We start from the raw sequence: 16,141 nt of genomic DNA, 5'->3' as shown, positions 1-16,141 counted from the left end.
TCAGCCCTCCTTGCGGGTCTGTCGGATCGCCCGCGTCAGTTGCGCCAGCTCGCTGCGCAATTCGCCGATCAGTTCCTGACGGCCTGACACCATTTCCTCGGTCAGGCGCAGCATCTGCGTATCCATCGACCGCAAGCGCATCCGGCTTTCTGCATCCAGACCGTCGACGCCGCCGTCCTCCAGCTTGGCGATCAGGCGTTCCTGGCCTTCGGCAATGCGGGTCAGCAATGCTGCGTCCGTTCCCGTGCCCCGTTGCGCATCCACCAGACGGTCGATCGTGCGCGCCAACTGGCTCAGGTGTTCATCCGCCTCGCGTGACGTATTTTCGGCGCGGGCGAACATCGCCTCCATCGCGTCCAGTTGCGTGCTCATATGTTCGGCAAAGGCGGACAGCATCGCGCTGTCCTCGTTATTGCCCTCTTCGCCACTGGCAAAACCAAGACGCGTGATGGTGGACAGCCATTCCTCCAGCTCGCGGTAAAACCGGTTTTGCCCATGGCCTGCGAACAATTCCAGCAAACCGACGATCAACGACCCCGCCAGTCCCAGCAGTGACGACGAAAAGGCCGTCCCCATACCGCCAAGCTGGCTTTCGAGTCCCTGTTGCAACCGGCCGAACACGTCCTCACCGCTTTCGCCATCGGCCGGTGACAGGGACCGAATGGTGTCCACCAACGCCGGAACTGTGGTGGCGAGCCCATAGAACGTTCCCAAAAGGCCCAGAAAAATCAGCGTATTGCCGATATAGCGCGTGATCTCGCGATCCTCGTCGATGCGCTGTGCGACGGAATCCTGGATCGACCGGCTGGACGTGGCACTGATCTGCATCCGTTTGCCGACCGACCGCAGCAATGTCGCCAGCGGAGCCAGCAGCGACGGGGCCTTGGTCAGGTGATGCCCGGACCGGCCCGCGGCAAAGCCTTCGATCCATTCAACGGATTTCATCAGCTGATAGACCTGCGCAAAGGTCGAATAGACGCCGATGACGAACACCAACAGGATCGCGCCGTTCAGATAGGGGTTCGACAGAAAGATGCCGCGCATCTGCGGGTAGCTGACATAGAGACCGGCCGCCACCAGCGCCAGCACGATCAACATCGACGTGATCTGCCGGACGGGTTGGGAAAACTGTGGTTCTAGCCTGGGTTTGCGGTCTTCGGACAAGGGGCTGGTCCTGCTCTGTTTTGCGCAGCCTAACGGGCAAATGACAGGCTGGAAACGATTAATCCTGCCCGATCAACGCACGGACCCGTGTGGACAGCCACACCATGTCGGGATCAGCGATCCCCATCTGGTCCAGCAGGGCCGCCGTGTTGAACAGGTAATCAGGGTTCGGCCCCATGCCCCCCACCGCCCGCGCGATCATATGCGCCTGTGTTTCCAGATCCAGCTGCACGTATTGTTCATGGACCGGGTCGATCACATAAGCGAGCGATTGCAATGGTCCCTCAGCCGTTTCCAGCGTCAACTCGTGTTCGACATAGGCCGAAGAGATCAATTCGCGTTCGCGCAGCATCGCCAGAACGGCGTCCGCCTCTGCGTCGGCGGCGCGAAATGCCACCCCTGTGCAGATCGCACCCGGCACCGCATCCAGCGCCAGAACAAGGCCCGGTTCTGCAACGGTGCCCCGGTGATGGATCGACAGCATGCAGAAACTGCGGTGATAATCGCGCAGCACCGCACGACGTTGTTCTACCGGGGTGAACCCGGTTTTCCACAACAGCGATCCATACCCAAAAACCCAAAGACTCATGCGGGTGGTCCTTTCTTTGCCTGCGCTATAAACCGCAGGGGCAGCGATGGCGAGGGTGAGATCATGAAGGCTTTGTTGGTTGTGTTTCTGGCGCTGAGCGCGCTTTATTCGGGTTATTGGTTCATCGCTACCCAGGGTCTGAACAGCGGACTGGACTCAGCGATGAGTGCAGCCGAAACACGCGGCTGGGATATCGATGCCGAAACGCTCGACACGTCCGGGTTTCCATCGCGGTTCGACGTCACCGCAACGAACGTGGCTGTGCGCAGTCCGTCCGATTTCGTCGAATGGCGGGCACGTGTCGTGCAGACCGTAGCCCTCAGCTATCGGCCCAACAGCGTGATCGCCACATTGCCACCAGAGCAGACGCTGCGCCTGGGCCAACAGGTGCTTGCGATCGGCTCGGAAAACCTGCGCGCCAACGTCAAGGTCGCGGCCTCGCCGTCACTCGCGTTCGAGGCGCTGACGGCTGAGGCGGCCACCCTGAACATCCGTTCCGATGCAGGCTGGCAGGCGACCACGGGGGCGGCATTGATCGCGATGCGTCCGGCGGGCCCGGCGGCAAACACCTATGAAGGCTATGTCAGCCTGACCGATATCATCCCCGTCCTGCCGCTGGCGGGCCTGCCTGACACGGCCGCACAGCTGACAGCCGACATCACGGCGGTCCTTGACCGACCAATTGACCGCACCGCGCCGACGCAACCACCGCTGCTCGAGACCCTGACGATCAGCGAAATCGACCTGAGCTGGGGATCACTGCGCCTGGCCGGCGCGGGTGAGGTGACGGTTGATGCTAGGGGCTATCCAGACGGACGGATCCTGTTGCAGGTCGCGAACTGGCGCGACATGCTCGCGCTGGCGAACGGTGCGGGGGTGGTGCCACCCAATTTGTTGCCTGCGCTGACCAGCGGGTTGCGGATGCTGTCGGGTGGCAGCGACAATCTGCAACTGCCGCTGACATTTGCCGGGGGGGACATGATGCTGGGGCCCCTGCCCTTGGGCCCAGCCCCGCGCCTACGCTAGGCGACGGGCCTCGATCGCTTCCCATATCTTGGCGGCGACATTGGTTCCGTCAAAGCGTTCGAGTTCCTGAATTCCGGTTGGCGAGGTCACGTTGATTTCCGTCAACCAGTCACCAATCACATCGATGCCTACGAAAATCTGGCCCTTTTCGCGCAACAGCGGCCCGATCCGCGCGCAGATTTCACGGTCACGGTCCGTCAGTTCCACCTTTTCGGGACGGCCGCCGACGTGCATGTTCGACCGCGTCTCGCCTGCGGCCGGCACGCGGTTGATTGCGCCGACAGGTTCGCCATCGACGAGAATGACGCGCTTGTCACCCTTGGTGACGGCGGGCAGGAATTTCTGCATGATCAACGGCTCGCGATTGATGCCGGAAAACAGCTCGTGCAGGGATGCAAGGTTGCCGTCAGACTGGCCCAGTTTGAACACGCCCGCACCGCCGTTGCCGTAGAGCGGCTTGAGAATGACATCGCCGTGCGTCGCCCGAAACGCCTTGAGCGTGTCAAGGTCACGCGCAATCATCGTGGGCGGCGTGAGATCCTGGAATTCGAGGACAAGCAGTTTTTCAGGGTAGTTACGCACCCAGAACGGATCATTCACCACAAGTGTATCAGGGTGAATCATGTCAAGCAGATGGGTGGTCGTGATATATCCCATGTCGAATGGCGGATCCTGCCGCAGCCAAACCACGTCAAAATCGGCCAGATCGACGGTTGTCTCGTCACCCAGCGAGAAATGGTTACCCTTTTCACGACGGACCGTCAGCGGCCAGCCGCGCGCCGTCACGCGCCCCGTGTCGAACGCGATCCGGTCCGGCGTGTAGTAGAACAACTGATGCCCCCGCGCCTGCGCCTCTTCTGCTATCCGAAAGGTGCTGTCGGCGGTGATATCAATTGGCCCGATCGGGTCCATCTGAAAGGCGATTTTCAACGACATGGTCACTGCTCCTGCGTTCGGGTCCTGATGGGGATATGGCGCAGGCAGGGGCGGTCGGCAATGGCGCGTTACCAACCACCGAATGCATTCGGCACGATGCGCACGGCACCGACCGAATCGACCAGACCGACATCGAATCGCATTCTGGTCAGCTGTCCGGTGGGTTCACCTGCCACATATTCCATCGCGGCACGGCAGATTCTGTCAGCCTGTCGTCGCGTGACACGGGCGGCGGCCTGCGCGAAACTGCGGCTCTTTTTGACTTCGACGAAAACGATGGTGTCGCCGTCCCGCACGATCAGGTCGATTTCACCGGACTGACCACGCCAGCGCCGGGCCGCCGTCGCACAGCCACGTCGATCATAGGTCATCGCCACTGAATGTTCCGCAGCCTCACCCGCCAGGTGGTTGCACCGCCCCCGATGTTGCCGCGTCCGATCATTGGTTGCCTGCATCGTCCTCATCCTTTCCCAGTTGCAGTGCCGTCTGATAGACCTGCCTGCGGGGCAGGCCCATCGCGCCGGCAACGGCCGTGGCCGCATCCTTGACCCGCATGGTCTGCATTGCCTGTCGCAAGGCAACCTCGATATCGGCCTCGACGACCGCGACAGCACCCGCACGGCCGATCAGAACCACGATTTCGCCCTTCACGTTGCGGCCATCAAAAGCATCGACCAGGTCTGACAAACGCCCGGTCGACACCTCCTCGAATTTTTTGGTCAGTTCCCGGCAAACGCTTGCCTGACGATCACTTCCCAGAGCATCGCGCGCAGCAGCTAAGAAATCATGAATGCGTTTGGGTGATTCATAAAAAACAAGCGTGAACGGCAGATCGCGCAGGTCCACCAGCTCTGCCAGCCGCGCCGCAGGTGCCGCGGGCAGAAAACCGCAAAACGCAAATCGGTCGGTCGGCAGGTCACCGACGCTGAGCGCTGTAACCACCGCAGACGGGCCGGGGGCGGCCGTGACCGGCAGGCCCGCCGCGCGCACGGCACGGGCCAGTTCGAACCCGGGGTCCGCAATCAGCGGCGTGCCCGCCTCGGACACACAGGCCAGCGATGCACCGTCCCGGATCGCGTTGACCAGACGGGCCACCGCGGCGTCACTACTGTGATCGTGAAATGCGATGATCCGCCGATCCCCAAGGGGAATCCCGTGAATCTCCATCAGCTTGCGCGCCGTGCGGGTGTCCTCGGCCGCGATCATGTCGCAACTGGCAAGGATATCCAGCGCCCGCAACGTGATGTCCCGCGCCGTGCCGATGGGTGTCGCGACCAGATACAAACCTGCCGACAGCGATACGTTGAGATGATTCATGCCTAGACCCGTCCGGCTCTCGCCTTATGATAGCGTTAAAGGGCGACAATGCGGCCTATGGACGTTAAGGACAACGCCGATACCGCAACGCCCGCCACAGATGTTAGGAATTGCCATGACCGCTGCCGCCCCTTCATTGATGACATCACGGTTGCGCCGTGCTGCCGCCTATGTGACTGCAACCGTTGGATTGATGTGGATGGGTGCCTGTGTCCCCGTCGGCACCGTCGGCATGACGCAGGACACCGGCCAGACCATTGACGCAAGTGCACCTGTTCAGGTGGCTTTGCTGGTGCCCGGCGGATCCACGCAGGGCGCAAATCAGGCGATTGCCTCCAGCCTCGAAAACGCGGCGCGCATGGCGATCAGCGACCTCGACGGAGTCAGCATCGACCTGCGGGTCTACAACTCGGGGTCCGATTCGGCGCAGGCGGCGGCCGTCGCCACCCGTGCCGTGGACGAAGGCGCCAAGATCATTCTGGGCCCGCTGTTCGCCGACGCGGCCAATGCCGCAGGTGTCGCCGTGGCACCGCGCAATGTGAATGTGCTGGCCTTTTCGAACAACACCACCATCGCGGGCGGCAACGTTTTCGTCCTTGGGGCAACCTTTGAAAACACAGCCGACCGCCTGGTGCGTTATGCCAGCGGTCAGGGCATCAGCCGGATCGGCATCGTGCACGGTGACGATCTGGCCGGACAGGTCGGTCGTGATGCGATCGCCCGTGCGGTTCAGGCAAATGGTGCCAGCGTGGCAGGTATCGCCAGCTATCCGCTGAGCCAGCAGGGCATCACCGCATCTGCCGGGCAAGTCGCAGCCACGGTCAAATCAAACGGTGCCGACGCCGTGTTCCTGACGGCAGGTGTCAATGCCGACCTGCCGTTGTTGGCGACAGCCCTGCCAGAGGCCGGGATCAACCCTGCGGACACACGGTATCTGGGTCTGACGCGCTGGGATGCAGCACCGCAGGCGCTGGCGCTGCCCGGTCTTCAGGGCGGGCTGTTCGCGGTGCCTGATCGCGCCATGTCCAGCAACTTCGAGGCGCGCTACAGCAGCGTCTACGGCGGTCAGCCCCACCCCCTCGCAGGTCTCGCCTATGACGGAATCGCAGCCATCGGCGCATTGGTGGCCCAGGGCCGGTCCGACGCACTGACCAAGGCGGCATTGACGCAACGCCAGGGCTTCATGGGAACCTCGGGCGTGTTCAGGCTGCGCGCCGACGGCACGAACGAACGCGCCCTGTCTGTCGCAACGGTGCGGAACAATGCCGTCGTCATCCTTGAAAACGCACCGCGCAGCTTTGGCCGTGCTGGCAGCTAGGCCCGCGCCGACCGGACTGAACACGACGCCGGAGGATCTGATCCTGCCGGCGTCGTCGATTTTCGATGCCCCCGCCGTCGCAGACCAGATTGCAGCAGCGAGCGAGAACGCAGTTGATGACCGCGCGTTGCGCACAGCTGTTGTCGGCATTCTCAAGGATGCGCAAAAGAACGGGCGCGCCGCAATCCGCGCGGCATTTCTGGATCATCCGTTTCGCGCCAACCCCACGACACGCGCTTACAGCTGGCTGACCGATTGTCTTGTTTGCGCGGTGCTGGACGTGGCCCGCAACCGCCTGCACCCCAACCCCAATCCGACCGAAGGCGAGCGGTTGTCCGTAATCGCCGTGGGCGGCTACGGTCGCGGGGAAATGGCACCCTATTCCGATGTCGACCTGCTGTTTCTGACTCCCTACAAGATCACGCCCTGGGCCGAGGCGGTCATCGAATCCAGCCTCTACATGCTCTGGGATCTCAAGCTGAAGGTCGGTCACGCCAGCCGCACGATCAAGGATTGCCTGAGGCTGGCCGGCGAGGACTACACCATCCGGACGAGTCTGGTGGAATACCGTTTTCTGACCGGCGACGCCGACCTGTCCGTGACGCTGGGCGATCGGCTGTGGTCCGATCTGTTCAAATCCTCAGCCCCCGATTTCATCGAGGCCAAGCTGAAAGAACGCGGTCAGCGCCACAAGAAGCAGGGCGGCCAGCGCTACATGGTCGAGCCCAACGTCAAGGAAGGCAAAGGCGGCCTGCGCGACCTGCAATCGCTGTATTGGATCGGGAAATACATCCACGGCGTGCAGGACGCGTCGGACTTGGTCAAGCACAAGGTCTTTACCCAGGACGAATACGAAACCTTTCGTCAGGCCCATGAATTCCTGTGGGCCGTGCGCTGTCATCTGCATCTGATTGCCGGACGCGCGCAGGACCAACTGACGTTCGATATGCAGGTCCAGGTGGCCGATGCGATGGGGTTCCAGGACCGCGCGGGGCGGCGCGGCGTCGAGCATTTCATGCAGGCCTATTTCCGGCATGCAACCATGGTGGGCGATCTGACGCGCATTTTCCTGACCGCGCAGGAACGCACCCACGCCAAGGCGGCACCGATGCTGGAGCGTCTGCTGACCCGCAAGCCCAAGACGAAACCGCCCTTTGCGATCAAGCACAACCGCCTGACGGTTTCGGGACCCAAGACCTTTCTGGCCGATCCGCTGAACCTGCTGCACATCTTTGAAGAAGCGATGCGCACAGGCACATTGATGCACCCAGACGCGATGCGACTGATTGCAGCCAACCTGCACCTGATCGATGACACGGTCCGTGCGGATCCAGAGGCGAACCGCATTTTCATGCGGTTGATGCTGAAATACGGCAACCCCGAACGCGCGCTGCGCCGCATGAACGAATTGAACATGCTGGCGACGTTTATGCCGGAATTCGCACCGATCGTGGCGATGATGCAGTTCAACATGTATCACAGCTATACCGTGGACGAGCATACCATCCAGGTCATCAGCCACCTGTCGCGCATCGAACGCGGCGAACTGGTCGAGGAATTGCCAGTCGCCTCGCAGATCATCGAGGCCGGCGTCAATCGCAAGGTCCTATATGTCGCGCTGTTGCTGCATGACATCGGCAAGGGCCGACCAGAGGATCATTCGGTGCTGGGCGCACGCATTTCGCGCAAGGTCGCGCCGCGCTTGGGGCTCTCGAAAAAGGAATGCGAAACGGTCGAATGGCTGATCCGCAATCACCTGCTGATGTCGGACACCGCACAGAAACGCGACATTTCCGAACCGCGCACTGTGCGCGGCTTTGCGAAGGCGGTAAAATCCAAGGAGCGTCTGGACCTGCTGCTGTTGCTGACGGTCTGCGACATTCGTGGCGTGGGCCCCGGCACCTGGAACAACTGGAAGGCCGTGCTGCTGCGCAACCTGTATTCGGCAACGCGTGACGCACTGGACAACGGGCTGGAAGACCTCAGCCGCGAAACCCGCGAAACGGTGGCCAAACGGGCATTGCGCGACGCATTGGCGGACTGGGACGCCGCTGATCTGAAAACCGAAATGAACCGTCACTACGGGCCCTATTGGCAGGGTTTGCCGCTGACGACACATGTCGTTTTCGCCAATCTGCTGCACGCCATCTCGGACAGCGAAATCCGGGTGGACCTGACGCTGGACCATGACAGGGATGCGACCCGCGCCTGTTTTGCGATGGTGGACCATCCGGGCCTGTTCAGCCGGATGAACGGCGCCTTGGCGCTGGTCGGTGCAAATATCGTGGACGCGCGCACCTACACGTCCAAGGACGGTTATGCGACAGCGGCCTTCTGGATTCAGGACGCCGACGGCAGCCCCTACGAAGAAGCGCGCCTGCCGCGTCTGCGTTCCATGATCCAGCGCACCCTGATGGGCGAAGTCGTGGCAAGCACCGCACTCAAGGATCGGGATGTTTTGCCGGTCCGGATGCGAGCATTCCGGGTGCCGACGGTTATCACATTCGACAACGACGGGTCCGAAATCTACACGATCATCGAGGTGGATACCCGTGACCGCCCCGGCCTGCTGTATGATCTGACCCGCACGCTGGCGAATGCCAACGTCTACATCTCGTCCGCCGTAATCGCGACCTACGGCGAACAGGCTGTCGATACCTTTTACGTCAAGGACATCACCGGGCTGAAGTTCCATTCGGAGTCCAAGCGCGAGGCGCTGACAGCCAAGCTGCGTCACGCCATTGACCGTGGCGCGGAACGGGCGCAAGGGTAGCGCCGCAGTCAAAGAAGGCCCCAGCCCATGAAACCCATCCGCCTGATGTCCGGCTTTTTCACCGTGGGGATCTGGACATTGCTCAGCCGCGTGATGGGGTTTGCCCGCGACATCCTGATCGCGGGCTATCTGGGCACAGGGGTCGCGGCACAGGCGTTCATCATCGCATTCTCATTGCCGAACCTGTTCCGCCGGTTCTTTGCCGAGGGCGCGTTCAACATGGCCTTTGTGCCGATGTTTTCCAAGAAACTGGAAGGCGGCGAGGACGCGCGGGCCTTTGCGCAGGATGCATTCGTTGCAATGACCGTGATCCTGTCCGTGTTCACGGTGGTGGGGATCATCTTCATGCCGTGGCTGGTGACGGCGATGGCCAGCGGTTTCCGGGAAGACGCCCGTTTCGATCTGGCGGTGGAATACGGGCGCATCGCCTTTCCCTACATCATGTTCATTTCGTTGACGGCCCTGTTGTCCGGCGTGCTGAACGCGACCGGCCGATTTGTCGCCGCCGCCGCCGCACCCGTCATCCTGAACGTGGTCTTCATCATCGCTATGCTGGTCACTGCCCTGCTGGGACGGGATATGTCTGACAGCCTTGGTATGGGTATCGACCGGGCACTGGGACTGCAGATCGGTGACAGCCTTGCGCTGGCGGTGCCATTGGGGGGAATCCTGCAGATGGGAATCGTCTGGTGGGCCGCATCGCGTGCGGGTTTCACCATGACCCTGCGGATGCCGCGCTGGACCCCGGAATTGAAAAAACTGGCCATGATCGCGGCCCCTGCCGCACTGGCCGGCGGTGTGGTCCAGATCAATTTGCTGGTGGGCCGTCAGGTCGCCAGTTTCTTTGACGGTGCGGTGGCGTGGCTGTCATACGCGGACCGGCTGTATCAGCTGCCACTGGGCGTCGTCGGCATCGCCATCGGCGTTGTCCTGCTGCCTGACCTGTCGCGCCGCCTGCGGGCCGGAGATGCGGCGGGCGGGCGCGATGCGTTCAACCGCGCCGCAGAGCTGAGCCTTGCGCTGACGGTGCCGGCAGCAGTGGCGCTGCTGGTCATCCCCGTTCCACTAACATCGGTGCTGTTCCAGCGCGGGGCCTTTACCCCCGAGGACACGATGGCCACGGCCCTGGCCGTCGCGGTCTATGGATTGGGCCTGCCCGCGTTCGTGCTGCAAAAATCCCTGCAACCGTTGTTTTTTGCACGCGAGGATACGCGGCGACCGTTCATCTATGCCTTGGTCGCGATGGTGTTGAACCTTGTTATCGCGCTGGGGCTTGCCCCCTACGTTGGGTTCATCGCCGCGGCATTGGGCACCACGGCCGTGGGCTGGATCATGGTCGCACAACTGTGGATCGGATCGCGCAGCATGGGGGCCGCCGCGACGTGGGACGACCGTTTCCGTGCACGTATCTGGCGGATTGTCCTGGCGTCGGTCGGGATGGGGGTGGTGCTGTTTGGCGCGGCTGTCGTGCTGGGCCCGTTCCTCGCGACCGAAGGCCTGCGCTACCTCGCGCTGGCTGTGCTAATCACAATCGGGATCGTCAGCTATTTCGGCATCGGTCAGATGATCGGCGCGTTTCGACTACAGGACTTTCGCAGGGCGCTGCGGCGTTAACGCTGGCGCAAACGAACCAGCAGCGCATGCCATCCGCCCGGCGCGAGGATGATCGACGCGCCGAAACCCACGGCGAAACCGGCGAGATCCGCGACCCACCGCATCGTGCCACCAAAGATCAGCGCAAAGATCAATTGCAGCGCCAGCAAAAAGCCGATCAGGCGAAACGCCTTGATCTGCTGCCCGCCCTGTTGCCCGATCCGGGTCCACAGAATGTAGGTGAACGCCCCGATGAAACCGTAGACCGCCGGATATGCGCCAAACAGCGGTTGCGTGCCATCAGCGACCAGACCAAACGCCAATGCCCCCGCCACCGCCGAAACCACAAACAGCGCCAGCGTTGCCGCCGGATGAAACACATCGCCCACGAATTTGCCCAGCGCCAGCAGGAGTGCACCGCCGAACAGCGCATCGGTGAAACTGCCATGCACAAAAGCGTAGGTCACAAACCGTTTGAGCAGATCCAGCGACAGGTCACCCCGCATCACGACGTAATCCACCACGGCAGGCGACACCGCATATTCCTGCAGGGCCTGCAACCGCCAGCCGATCCCTCCGGGCCCACCCACCAATCCGGTCGCACCCGCTGACAGGGTCAGTTCGACCGCAACAACGATCATGACAAGAGCCGTGACCACGGGCGGAATGGCGTTGACGGGACTTTGGATTGCCATGGCGGATGCCTCGGGTTGTTGCGAATGGTGCCGTGCTCTGGCATGGGTATGCGGAAATATCGCAGCCTACCAGCCCGGATGATCCCATGACCCAAAGCCAGTTCACACCCCGCGTCTTTTCCGGGATCAAACCGTCGGGCGGATTGACGCTGGGCAACTACCTTGGCGCGATCAAGCGGTTCGTTGGCATGCAGGGCGCGATGGAGACGATGTATTGCGTGGTCGATCTGCACGCGATCACCGTCTGGCAGGACCCCAAGGAGTTGAGCCACGCCACTCGCGAGGTTGCAGCAGGCTATCTGGCCGCCGGCCTGGACCCAAGCCAATCGATCCTGTTCAACCAGAGCCGCGTGTCGGCGCACGCCGAGTTGGGATGGATTTTCAACTGCGTCGCCCGTGTCGGCTGGATGAATCGCATGACGCAGTTCAAGGACAAGGCCGGCAGCAACGCCGAGAAGGTGTCGCTTGGCCTTTATGCCTATCCGTCGCTGATGGCGGCCGACATTCTGCTGTATCACGCCACGCAAGTCCCTGTGGGCGAGGACCAGAAACAGCATGTCGAATTGACGCGCGATATCGCGGCCAAGTTCAACCACGATTACAAGACCGACTTTTTCCCGATGACCGAACCGGTGATCGACGGCCCCGCCACGCGCGTGATGAACCTGCGCGACGGGTCCAAGAAGATGTCGAAATCCGGCGAAAGCGACATGGAGCGCATCAACATGCGCGACGGCGCCGAACTGATCGCGAAAAAGTTTAAGAAGGCCAAGACCGACCCCGAACCTTTGCCCGACACGCTGGACGGGCTGAAAGGCCGGCCGGAGGCGCGCAACCTGGTCGATATCTACGCCGCGCTGTCCGACACCACGTCGGAGGCGGTGATCACGGAATATGCAGGTGCAGGCTGGGGCCGGTTCAAACCCGCGCTGGCTGATCTGGCGGTCGATCGGCTTGCACCGATTTCGGACGAGATGACCCGTCTGATGGACGACCCCGCAGAGATCGACCGCATCCTTGCGGACGGAGCCGAGCGGGCCCGCACGATCGCAGAGCCGATCCTGTCGCGCACCTATGAAATTGTGGGCCTGTTGCGCTGACCCCTGGTGCGGGGTGCCGATTTTTCGCGAAAAATCGGTGGGCCGCCGCATCCTGCGGCGGCGGCCTCCGGCGGGGATATTTTGAAAACAGCGATTGATCAGGTCACGCATCGGCACAGCCATGCGAGCCGGCCGCACTTTACCTCTGCCCGATTGCGGCCTAGGCCTTTTAAAACGAACGAGGGGGGTGATCATGGCCACGGGAACACAGATAAGAACCTATTTCGGTGGTGCATGGCACGACGGGGACGTCGCTGTGATGCGTGCTGCGGACCACGGGTCATGGCTGGGGACAACGGTGTTCGACGGGGCCCGTTACGCCAACGGCGTTGTCCCGGATCTGGCGGCACATTGCGCCCGCGTAAACCGCTCAGCCGAGGCGCTGATGATCACCCCCACAGTGAGCACGGCAGACATGGTGGCCATCGTCCGCGAAGGACTGCGCGCCTATTCCCCCCAGACGTCCGTCTATATCCGCCCGATGTACTGGGCATTGGATGGTGGCGACCTTGGGATCGTTCCCAAGGAAGGATCCACCGGTTTTGCCATATCGCTCGAGGCCATACCGATGGCACCGGCGGGCGCATCCACCACCCTGACCACCACCCGGTTCCGCCGTCCGGTGATGGAAGACAACGTCGTCAACGCCAAGGCCGGCTGCCTGTATCCCAACAACGCCCGCATGCTGGCCGAGGCCCGGTCCAAGGGGTTCGGCAATGCCCTGGTCGCTGATGTGATGGGCAACGTGGCGGAAACCGCCAGCGCCAATGTGTTCATGGTGCGCGACGGCGTGGTGTTCACACCAATCCCCAACGGCACCTTTCTGGCCGGTATCACCCGTGCCCGGCACATGACCAATCTGCGCGCAGATGGCGTCGAAGTCGTCGAAAAGGTTCTGACCTTTGACGATTTCCGGGCGGCGGATGAGGTATTCCTGTCGGGCAACATGATGAAGGTCACGCCGGTCAGTGCCTTTGACGACCGATCCTACAACAGCGGGCCTGTTACGGCCCGTGTGCGGGAATTGTATTGGGACTGGGCCGCGTCCGAAACGCTCTGACCGTTGCACGATGTCGGCGCAAAAGGCAGGATGCGCCCAAAGAGGGGGATGAAATGCGCAAGTTTCTGGTCGTGCTGGATGACAGCCGCGAATGTCTGAACGCGATGCGATACGCCGCCATGCGGGCCTCCAAGACCGGGGCGGGCGTCACGGTGCTGTCGGTCATTCCGCCCGATGAATTCAACCACTGGATTGGCGTCGGCGAGATCATGCGCGAAGAAGCACGCGAGCGTATCGAGGTGCATTTCGAGGTCTTTGCCAAGTGGATGCGGGACCGGCAGAACGTGAACCCCGATCTGGTAATCCGAGAAGGCGAGGCGCTGCCCGAGATCATGGCCCAGATTACCGAGGACCCGGAAATCGGGGTTCTGGTGCTGGGCGCGGGCACCGACAACAAGGGACCCGGCCCGCTGGTCAGCGCGCTCAGCCGTCAGGCCGGGACGTTCCACGTGCCGATCACCATCGTTCCGGGTGACTTGTCAAAAGAAAAACTGGACGCCATCACCTGAATGCTTAGAACGGTTCTAAACCTTGACGTGGGCCGTCACAGGGCGCATATCGGTAACCTGACATAAAAGGACGGTTTTCATGTTCATCCAGACCGAATCGACACCGAACCCCGCGACGCTGAAATTCCTGCCCGGCCAAACCGTGCTGGAGGTCGGCACCGCCGACTTTCCATCGGCTGATGCAGCGGGCACATCGCCGCTGGCGCAGCGCCTGTTTGCCGTGAACGGCGTGACAGGCGTGTTCTTTGGCATGGATTTCGTGACCGTGACCAAGGCCGATGACGTGGAATGGGATCACGTCAAACCCGCGTTGCTGGGTGCGATCATGGAACACTACCAGTCGGGCCAGCCGGTCATGGGCGCCGATCACCAGCCGGTCAGCGGCCATGCAGAACACGACGGCGAAGATGGCGCTATCGTCGACCAGATTAAGGAATTGCTGGACACCCGCGTCCGCCCTGCCGTGGCGCAGGATGGCGGCGACATCACGTTCCACGGGTTCGAACGCGGCGTCGTCTACCTGCACATGCAGGGTGCTTGCGCCGGTTGCCCGTCGTCCACGCTGACGCTGAAGATGGGTATCGAGAACCTGCTGCGGCACTACATCCCCGAAGTGACCGAAGTCCGCCCCGTCGCTGCCTGATGGCCGACAAGGTCGAAGTCCTGAACGTCAATCAACCCGGCCAGGTGGGCCGGGTTGATGCCGCGAAATACAACGCGATGAAATCTGCGATGTTGTCGACAGTCACAGCGGCACCCATGACCGCGGCGCAAATGAAGGCCGGTGTGCTGCGGCAACTGCCTGACGATGTGTTCCCCGGTGGGTCCACGGCGGGTTGGTGGCTCAAATGCGTGCAACTCGACCTTGAGGCGCGTGACATACTGCAACGTCATCCGACAAAACCGCTGACGTGGTCGCTGGTGTGAACGCCACAGCGACCGTTCTTGCATTCGACACATCCGGTCCGCAGTGCGCTGCTGCCATCATGACGCCATCAGGCATCACGACCCGCATTGACGCCATGTCCAAGGGTCAGGCCGAACATCTGATGCCGATGCTCGACGAGATGCTGCGTGAAGCCGGTCTGAACTGGGCCGGACTGGATGCAATCGGCGTGGGTATCGGGCCCGGCAACTTTACCGGGATCCGGATCGCCGTCGCCGCGGCGCGGGGGCTGGCCCTGGCGCTGAACATTCCGGCGATCGGTGTGTCCAGCCTCGAGGCACAGGTCGAAGGGCTGACTGGACCCGTGATTTCGGTCCTGGATGCGCGATCCGGCCGGTTTTACGCACAGTTTTTCGACGCCACCACCCGAGGCACGCCAGAGTTTCTGGAGCCCGGGCAAGCCCCCCGCTGTCCGGCTGGCATCCGCCCCGCTTATGTCGGGGCGGCGGCATTCGGTGAGGTGATCGCGGCCGCCATGCCGCCCGCAACCGCCATGGCGATCATCGCAAGCCGCCGGATGCAGATACCACAGCCACGCCCCGCGCCATTGTATCTGCGCCCGGCGGATGCAGCACCACCGCGCGATGCGCCCCCCGTTGTCGTGCCGTGACGCCCGCAATTCTGGCACAGGTTCACGCAGCGGCCTTTGACCGCGACCGCCCGTGGTCGGCGGATGAATTTGCGGACCTGCTGGCCTGCCCACTGGTCATCACCGTTGGGGACGACCGCGCGTTCGCGATGGGCCGGGTCATCGCACCCGAGCTGGAAATTCTGACGGTGGCCTGTCGCCGCGACATGCAGCGGCAGGGTCTGGGGCAGGCATGCGTGCTTGCCCTGCTCTTGGCCGGGCAACAAAAAGGGGCGCACACCGCCTTTCTGGAAGTGGCCGATGACAATCTGGCCGCGCGTCATCTCTATGACCGCTTGGGATTCGAAAAGGTTGGTGTGCGACGCGCCTATTACGATCGGACCAACGGCCCGGCGATCGATGCACTGGTGCTGTCAAAAGCCTTGAACGCTTGAATCTCCGCCTGCTTTTTGACCGATTGGCAAAAAAAGGGGTGCGCCGTTAAGTAACGGTTGACCACCGGCCCCGCCCGTTGCCTTATCGTTGC

General features: G+C 62.3%; 17 protein-coding genes. 11 read left to right on the top strand and 6 right to left on the bottom strand.

The genetic code is table 11. The annotated features are described in order from the left end of the window. Window positions 1-1,098: a biopolymer transporter ExbB gene (locus tag BMX27_RS03295; protein ID WP_090158734.1), complete on the bottom strand. Its 1,098-nt coding sequence runs from the start codon at window positions 1,096-1,098 to the stop codon at window positions 1-3. A 124-nt stretch (window positions 1,099-1,222) separates the two neighbouring features. Continuing rightward, the gene (locus BMX27_RS03290; RefSeq protein WP_090158438.1) at window positions 1,223-1,753 is read right to left on the bottom strand and encodes a gamma-glutamylcyclotransferase; all 531 of its coding nucleotides are present in this window, start codon (window positions 1,751-1,753) and stop codon (window positions 1,223-1,225) included. 63 nt (window positions 1,754-1,816) lie between these two features. On the opposite strand from BMX27_RS03290, the gene BMX27_RS03285 reads away from it, so the two are divergent. Beyond that, window positions 1,817-2,779, top strand: a complete 963-nt coding sequence (locus BMX27_RS03285) for a DUF2125 domain-containing protein (RefSeq protein ID WP_090158437.1) — start codon at window positions 1,817-1,819, stop codon at window positions 2,777-2,779. On the opposite strand, the gene gshB is transcribed toward BMX27_RS03285, so the two are convergent. The 3 genes from gshB to rsmI form a co-directional block, all read right to left on the bottom strand. Next, entirely contained in the window at window positions 2,771-3,715 is a 945-nt protein-coding gene (gene gshB / locus BMX27_RS03280) for a glutathione synthase (RefSeq protein ID WP_090158436.1), read from the bottom strand. The genes BMX27_RS03285 and gshB overlap by 9 nt on opposite strands. Before the next feature lie 68 nt (window positions 3,716-3,783). Continuing rightward, a complete protein-coding gene (locus tag BMX27_RS03275; protein WP_090158435.1) occupies window positions 3,784-4,170 on the bottom strand; it encodes a YraN family protein in 387 nt (128 codons plus the stop codon). Beyond that, entirely contained in the window at window positions 4,154-5,032 is an 879-nt protein-coding gene (rsmI, locus tag BMX27_RS03270) for a 16S rRNA (cytidine(1402)-2'-O)-methyltransferase (RefSeq protein ID WP_090158434.1), read from the bottom strand. Before rsmI ends, BMX27_RS03275 begins: the two co-directional genes overlap by 17 nt. 115 nt (window positions 5,033-5,147) lie before the next feature. Between rsmI and BMX27_RS03265 the strand changes: the two genes are divergently transcribed. Genes BMX27_RS03265 through murJ form a run of 3 tightly spaced genes read left to right on the top strand, consistent with a single transcriptional unit; the run spans window position 5,148 to window position 10,737 of the window. Continuing rightward, the gene (locus BMX27_RS03265) at window positions 5,148-6,350 is read left to right on the top strand and encodes a penicillin-binding protein activator (RefSeq protein WP_226748881.1); all 1,203 of its coding nucleotides are present in this window, start codon (window positions 5,148-5,150) and stop codon (window positions 6,348-6,350) included. After that, window positions 6,295-9,123 (top strand): [protein-PII] uridylyltransferase, encoded by a 2,829-nt coding sequence (locus tag BMX27_RS03260; protein WP_090158433.1) that lies wholly within the window; start codon window positions 6,295-6,297, stop codon window positions 9,121-9,123. Before BMX27_RS03265 ends, BMX27_RS03260 begins: the two co-directional genes overlap by 56 nt. A gap of 27 nt (window positions 9,124-9,150) precedes the next feature. Beyond that, on the top strand, window positions 9,151-10,737 hold the full coding sequence (gene murJ / locus BMX27_RS03255) for a murein biosynthesis integral membrane protein MurJ (protein ID WP_090158432.1): 1,587 nt from the start codon (window positions 9,151-9,153) through the stop codon (window positions 10,735-10,737). Here the strand turns inward: murJ and BMX27_RS03250 are convergent. Next, window positions 10,734-11,411 carry a rhomboid family intramembrane serine protease gene (locus tag BMX27_RS03250; RefSeq protein WP_090158431.1) on the bottom strand — a complete coding sequence of 226 codons (678 nt, stop codon included), beginning with the start codon at window positions 11,409-11,411 and terminating at the stop codon, window positions 10,734-10,736. The genes murJ and BMX27_RS03250 overlap by 4 nt on opposite strands. 86 nt (window positions 11,412-11,497) lie before the next feature. On the opposite strand from BMX27_RS03250, the gene trpS reads away from it, so the two are divergent. The 7 genes from trpS (at window position 11,498) to BMX27_RS03215 (ending at window position 16,049) form a co-directional block, all read left to right on the top strand. Beyond that, window positions 11,498-12,511 (top strand): tryptophan--tRNA ligase, encoded by a 1,014-nt coding sequence (trpS, locus tag BMX27_RS03245; protein ID WP_090158430.1) that lies wholly within the window; start codon window positions 11,498-11,500, stop codon window positions 12,509-12,511. A 193-nt stretch (window positions 12,512-12,704) separates the two neighbouring features. Further along, on the top strand, window positions 12,705-13,571 hold the full coding sequence (locus BMX27_RS03240; RefSeq protein WP_090158429.1) for a branched-chain amino acid aminotransferase: 867 nt from the start codon (window positions 12,705-12,707) through the stop codon (window positions 13,569-13,571). Window positions 13,572-13,624: 53 nt separating this feature from the next. Continuing rightward, window positions 13,625-14,080, top strand: a complete 456-nt coding sequence (locus BMX27_RS03235) for a universal stress protein (RefSeq protein WP_056032381.1) — start codon at window positions 13,625-13,627, stop codon at window positions 14,078-14,080. 79 nt (window positions 14,081-14,159) lie between these two features. Next, complete coding sequence (locus BMX27_RS03230; protein ID WP_090158428.1) at window positions 14,160-14,723, top strand: NifU family protein; 564 nt, start codon at window positions 14,160-14,162, stop codon at window positions 14,721-14,723. Continuing rightward, window positions 14,723-15,007, top strand: a complete 285-nt coding sequence (locus tag BMX27_RS03225; RefSeq protein ID WP_090158427.1) for a DUF6958 family protein — start codon at window positions 14,723-14,725, stop codon at window positions 15,005-15,007. Before BMX27_RS03230 ends, BMX27_RS03225 begins: the two co-directional genes overlap by 1 nt. Next, window positions 15,004-15,636 (top strand): tRNA (adenosine(37)-N6)-threonylcarbamoyltransferase complex dimerization subunit type 1 TsaB, encoded by a 633-nt coding sequence (gene tsaB, locus BMX27_RS03220; protein WP_256212378.1) that lies wholly within the window; start codon window positions 15,004-15,006, stop codon window positions 15,634-15,636. Before BMX27_RS03225 ends, tsaB begins: the two co-directional genes overlap by 4 nt. Further along, a complete protein-coding gene (locus tag BMX27_RS03215; protein WP_090158426.1) occupies window positions 15,633-16,049 on the top strand; it encodes a GNAT family N-acetyltransferase in 417 nt (138 codons plus the stop codon). The genes tsaB and BMX27_RS03215 overlap by 4 nt, the downstream gene beginning before the upstream one ends. The last annotated feature ends 92 nt before the right edge of the window (window positions 16,050-16,141 follow it).

The sequence above is a fragment of the Loktanella sp. DSM 29012 genome (genome assembly GCF_900110705.1).
GTDB lineage: Bacteria > Pseudomonadota > Alphaproteobacteria > Rhodobacterales > Rhodobacteraceae > Loktanella > Loktanella gaetbuli.
Note: the sequence above shows the minus strand (reverse complement) of the source record. Positions and strands in the feature narration are given on the sequence as shown.

What these genes read in the sequence shown, in the direction of transcription:
- BMX27_RS03295 (WP_090158734.1), bottom strand. Translation starts at nt 1,098, where the DNA reads ATGTTGATCGTGCTGGCGCTGGTGGCGGCCGGTCTCTATGTCAGCTAC.
- BMX27_RS03290 (WP_090158438.1), bottom strand. Translation starts at nt 1,753, where the DNA reads ATGAGTCTTTGGGTTTTTGGGTATGGATCGCTGTTGTGGAAAACCGGG.
- BMX27_RS03285 (WP_090158437.1), top strand. Translation starts at nt 1,817, where the DNA reads ATGAAGGCTTTGTTGGTTGTGTTTCTGGCGCTGAGCGCGCTTTATTCG.
- gshB (WP_090158436.1), bottom strand. Translation starts at nt 3,715, where the DNA reads ATGTCGTTGAAAATCGCCTTTCAGATGGACCCGATCGGGCCAATTGAT.
- BMX27_RS03275 (WP_090158435.1), bottom strand. Translation starts at nt 4,170, where the DNA reads ATGCAGGCAACCAATGATCGGACGCGGCAACATCGGGGGCGGTGCAAC.
- rsmI (WP_090158434.1), bottom strand. Translation starts at nt 5,032, where the DNA reads ATGAATCATCTCAACGTATCGCTGTCGGCAGGTTTGTATCTGGTCGCG.
- BMX27_RS03265 (WP_226748881.1), top strand. Translation starts at nt 5,148, where the DNA reads ATGACCGCTGCCGCCCCTTCATTGATGACATCACGGTTGCGCCGTGCT.
- BMX27_RS03260 (WP_090158433.1), top strand. Translation starts at nt 6,295, where the DNA reads ATGCCGTCGTCATCCTTGAAAACGCACCGCGCAGCTTTGGCCGTGCTG.
- murJ (WP_090158432.1), top strand. Translation starts at nt 9,151, where the DNA reads ATGAAACCCATCCGCCTGATGTCCGGCTTTTTCACCGTGGGGATCTGG.
- BMX27_RS03250 (WP_090158431.1), bottom strand. Translation starts at nt 11,411, where the DNA reads ATGGCAATCCAAAGTCCCGTCAACGCCATTCCGCCCGTGGTCACGGCT.
- trpS (WP_090158430.1), top strand. Translation starts at nt 11,498, where the DNA reads ATGACCCAAAGCCAGTTCACACCCCGCGTCTTTTCCGGGATCAAACCG.
- BMX27_RS03240 (WP_090158429.1), top strand. Translation starts at nt 12,705, where the DNA reads ATGGCCACGGGAACACAGATAAGAACCTATTTCGGTGGTGCATGGCAC.
- BMX27_RS03235 (WP_056032381.1), top strand. Translation starts at nt 13,625, where the DNA reads ATGCGCAAGTTTCTGGTCGTGCTGGATGACAGCCGCGAATGTCTGAAC.
- BMX27_RS03230 (WP_090158428.1), top strand. Translation starts at nt 14,160, where the DNA reads ATGTTCATCCAGACCGAATCGACACCGAACCCCGCGACGCTGAAATTC.
- BMX27_RS03225 (WP_090158427.1), top strand. Translation starts at nt 14,723, where the DNA reads ATGGCCGACAAGGTCGAAGTCCTGAACGTCAATCAACCCGGCCAGGTG.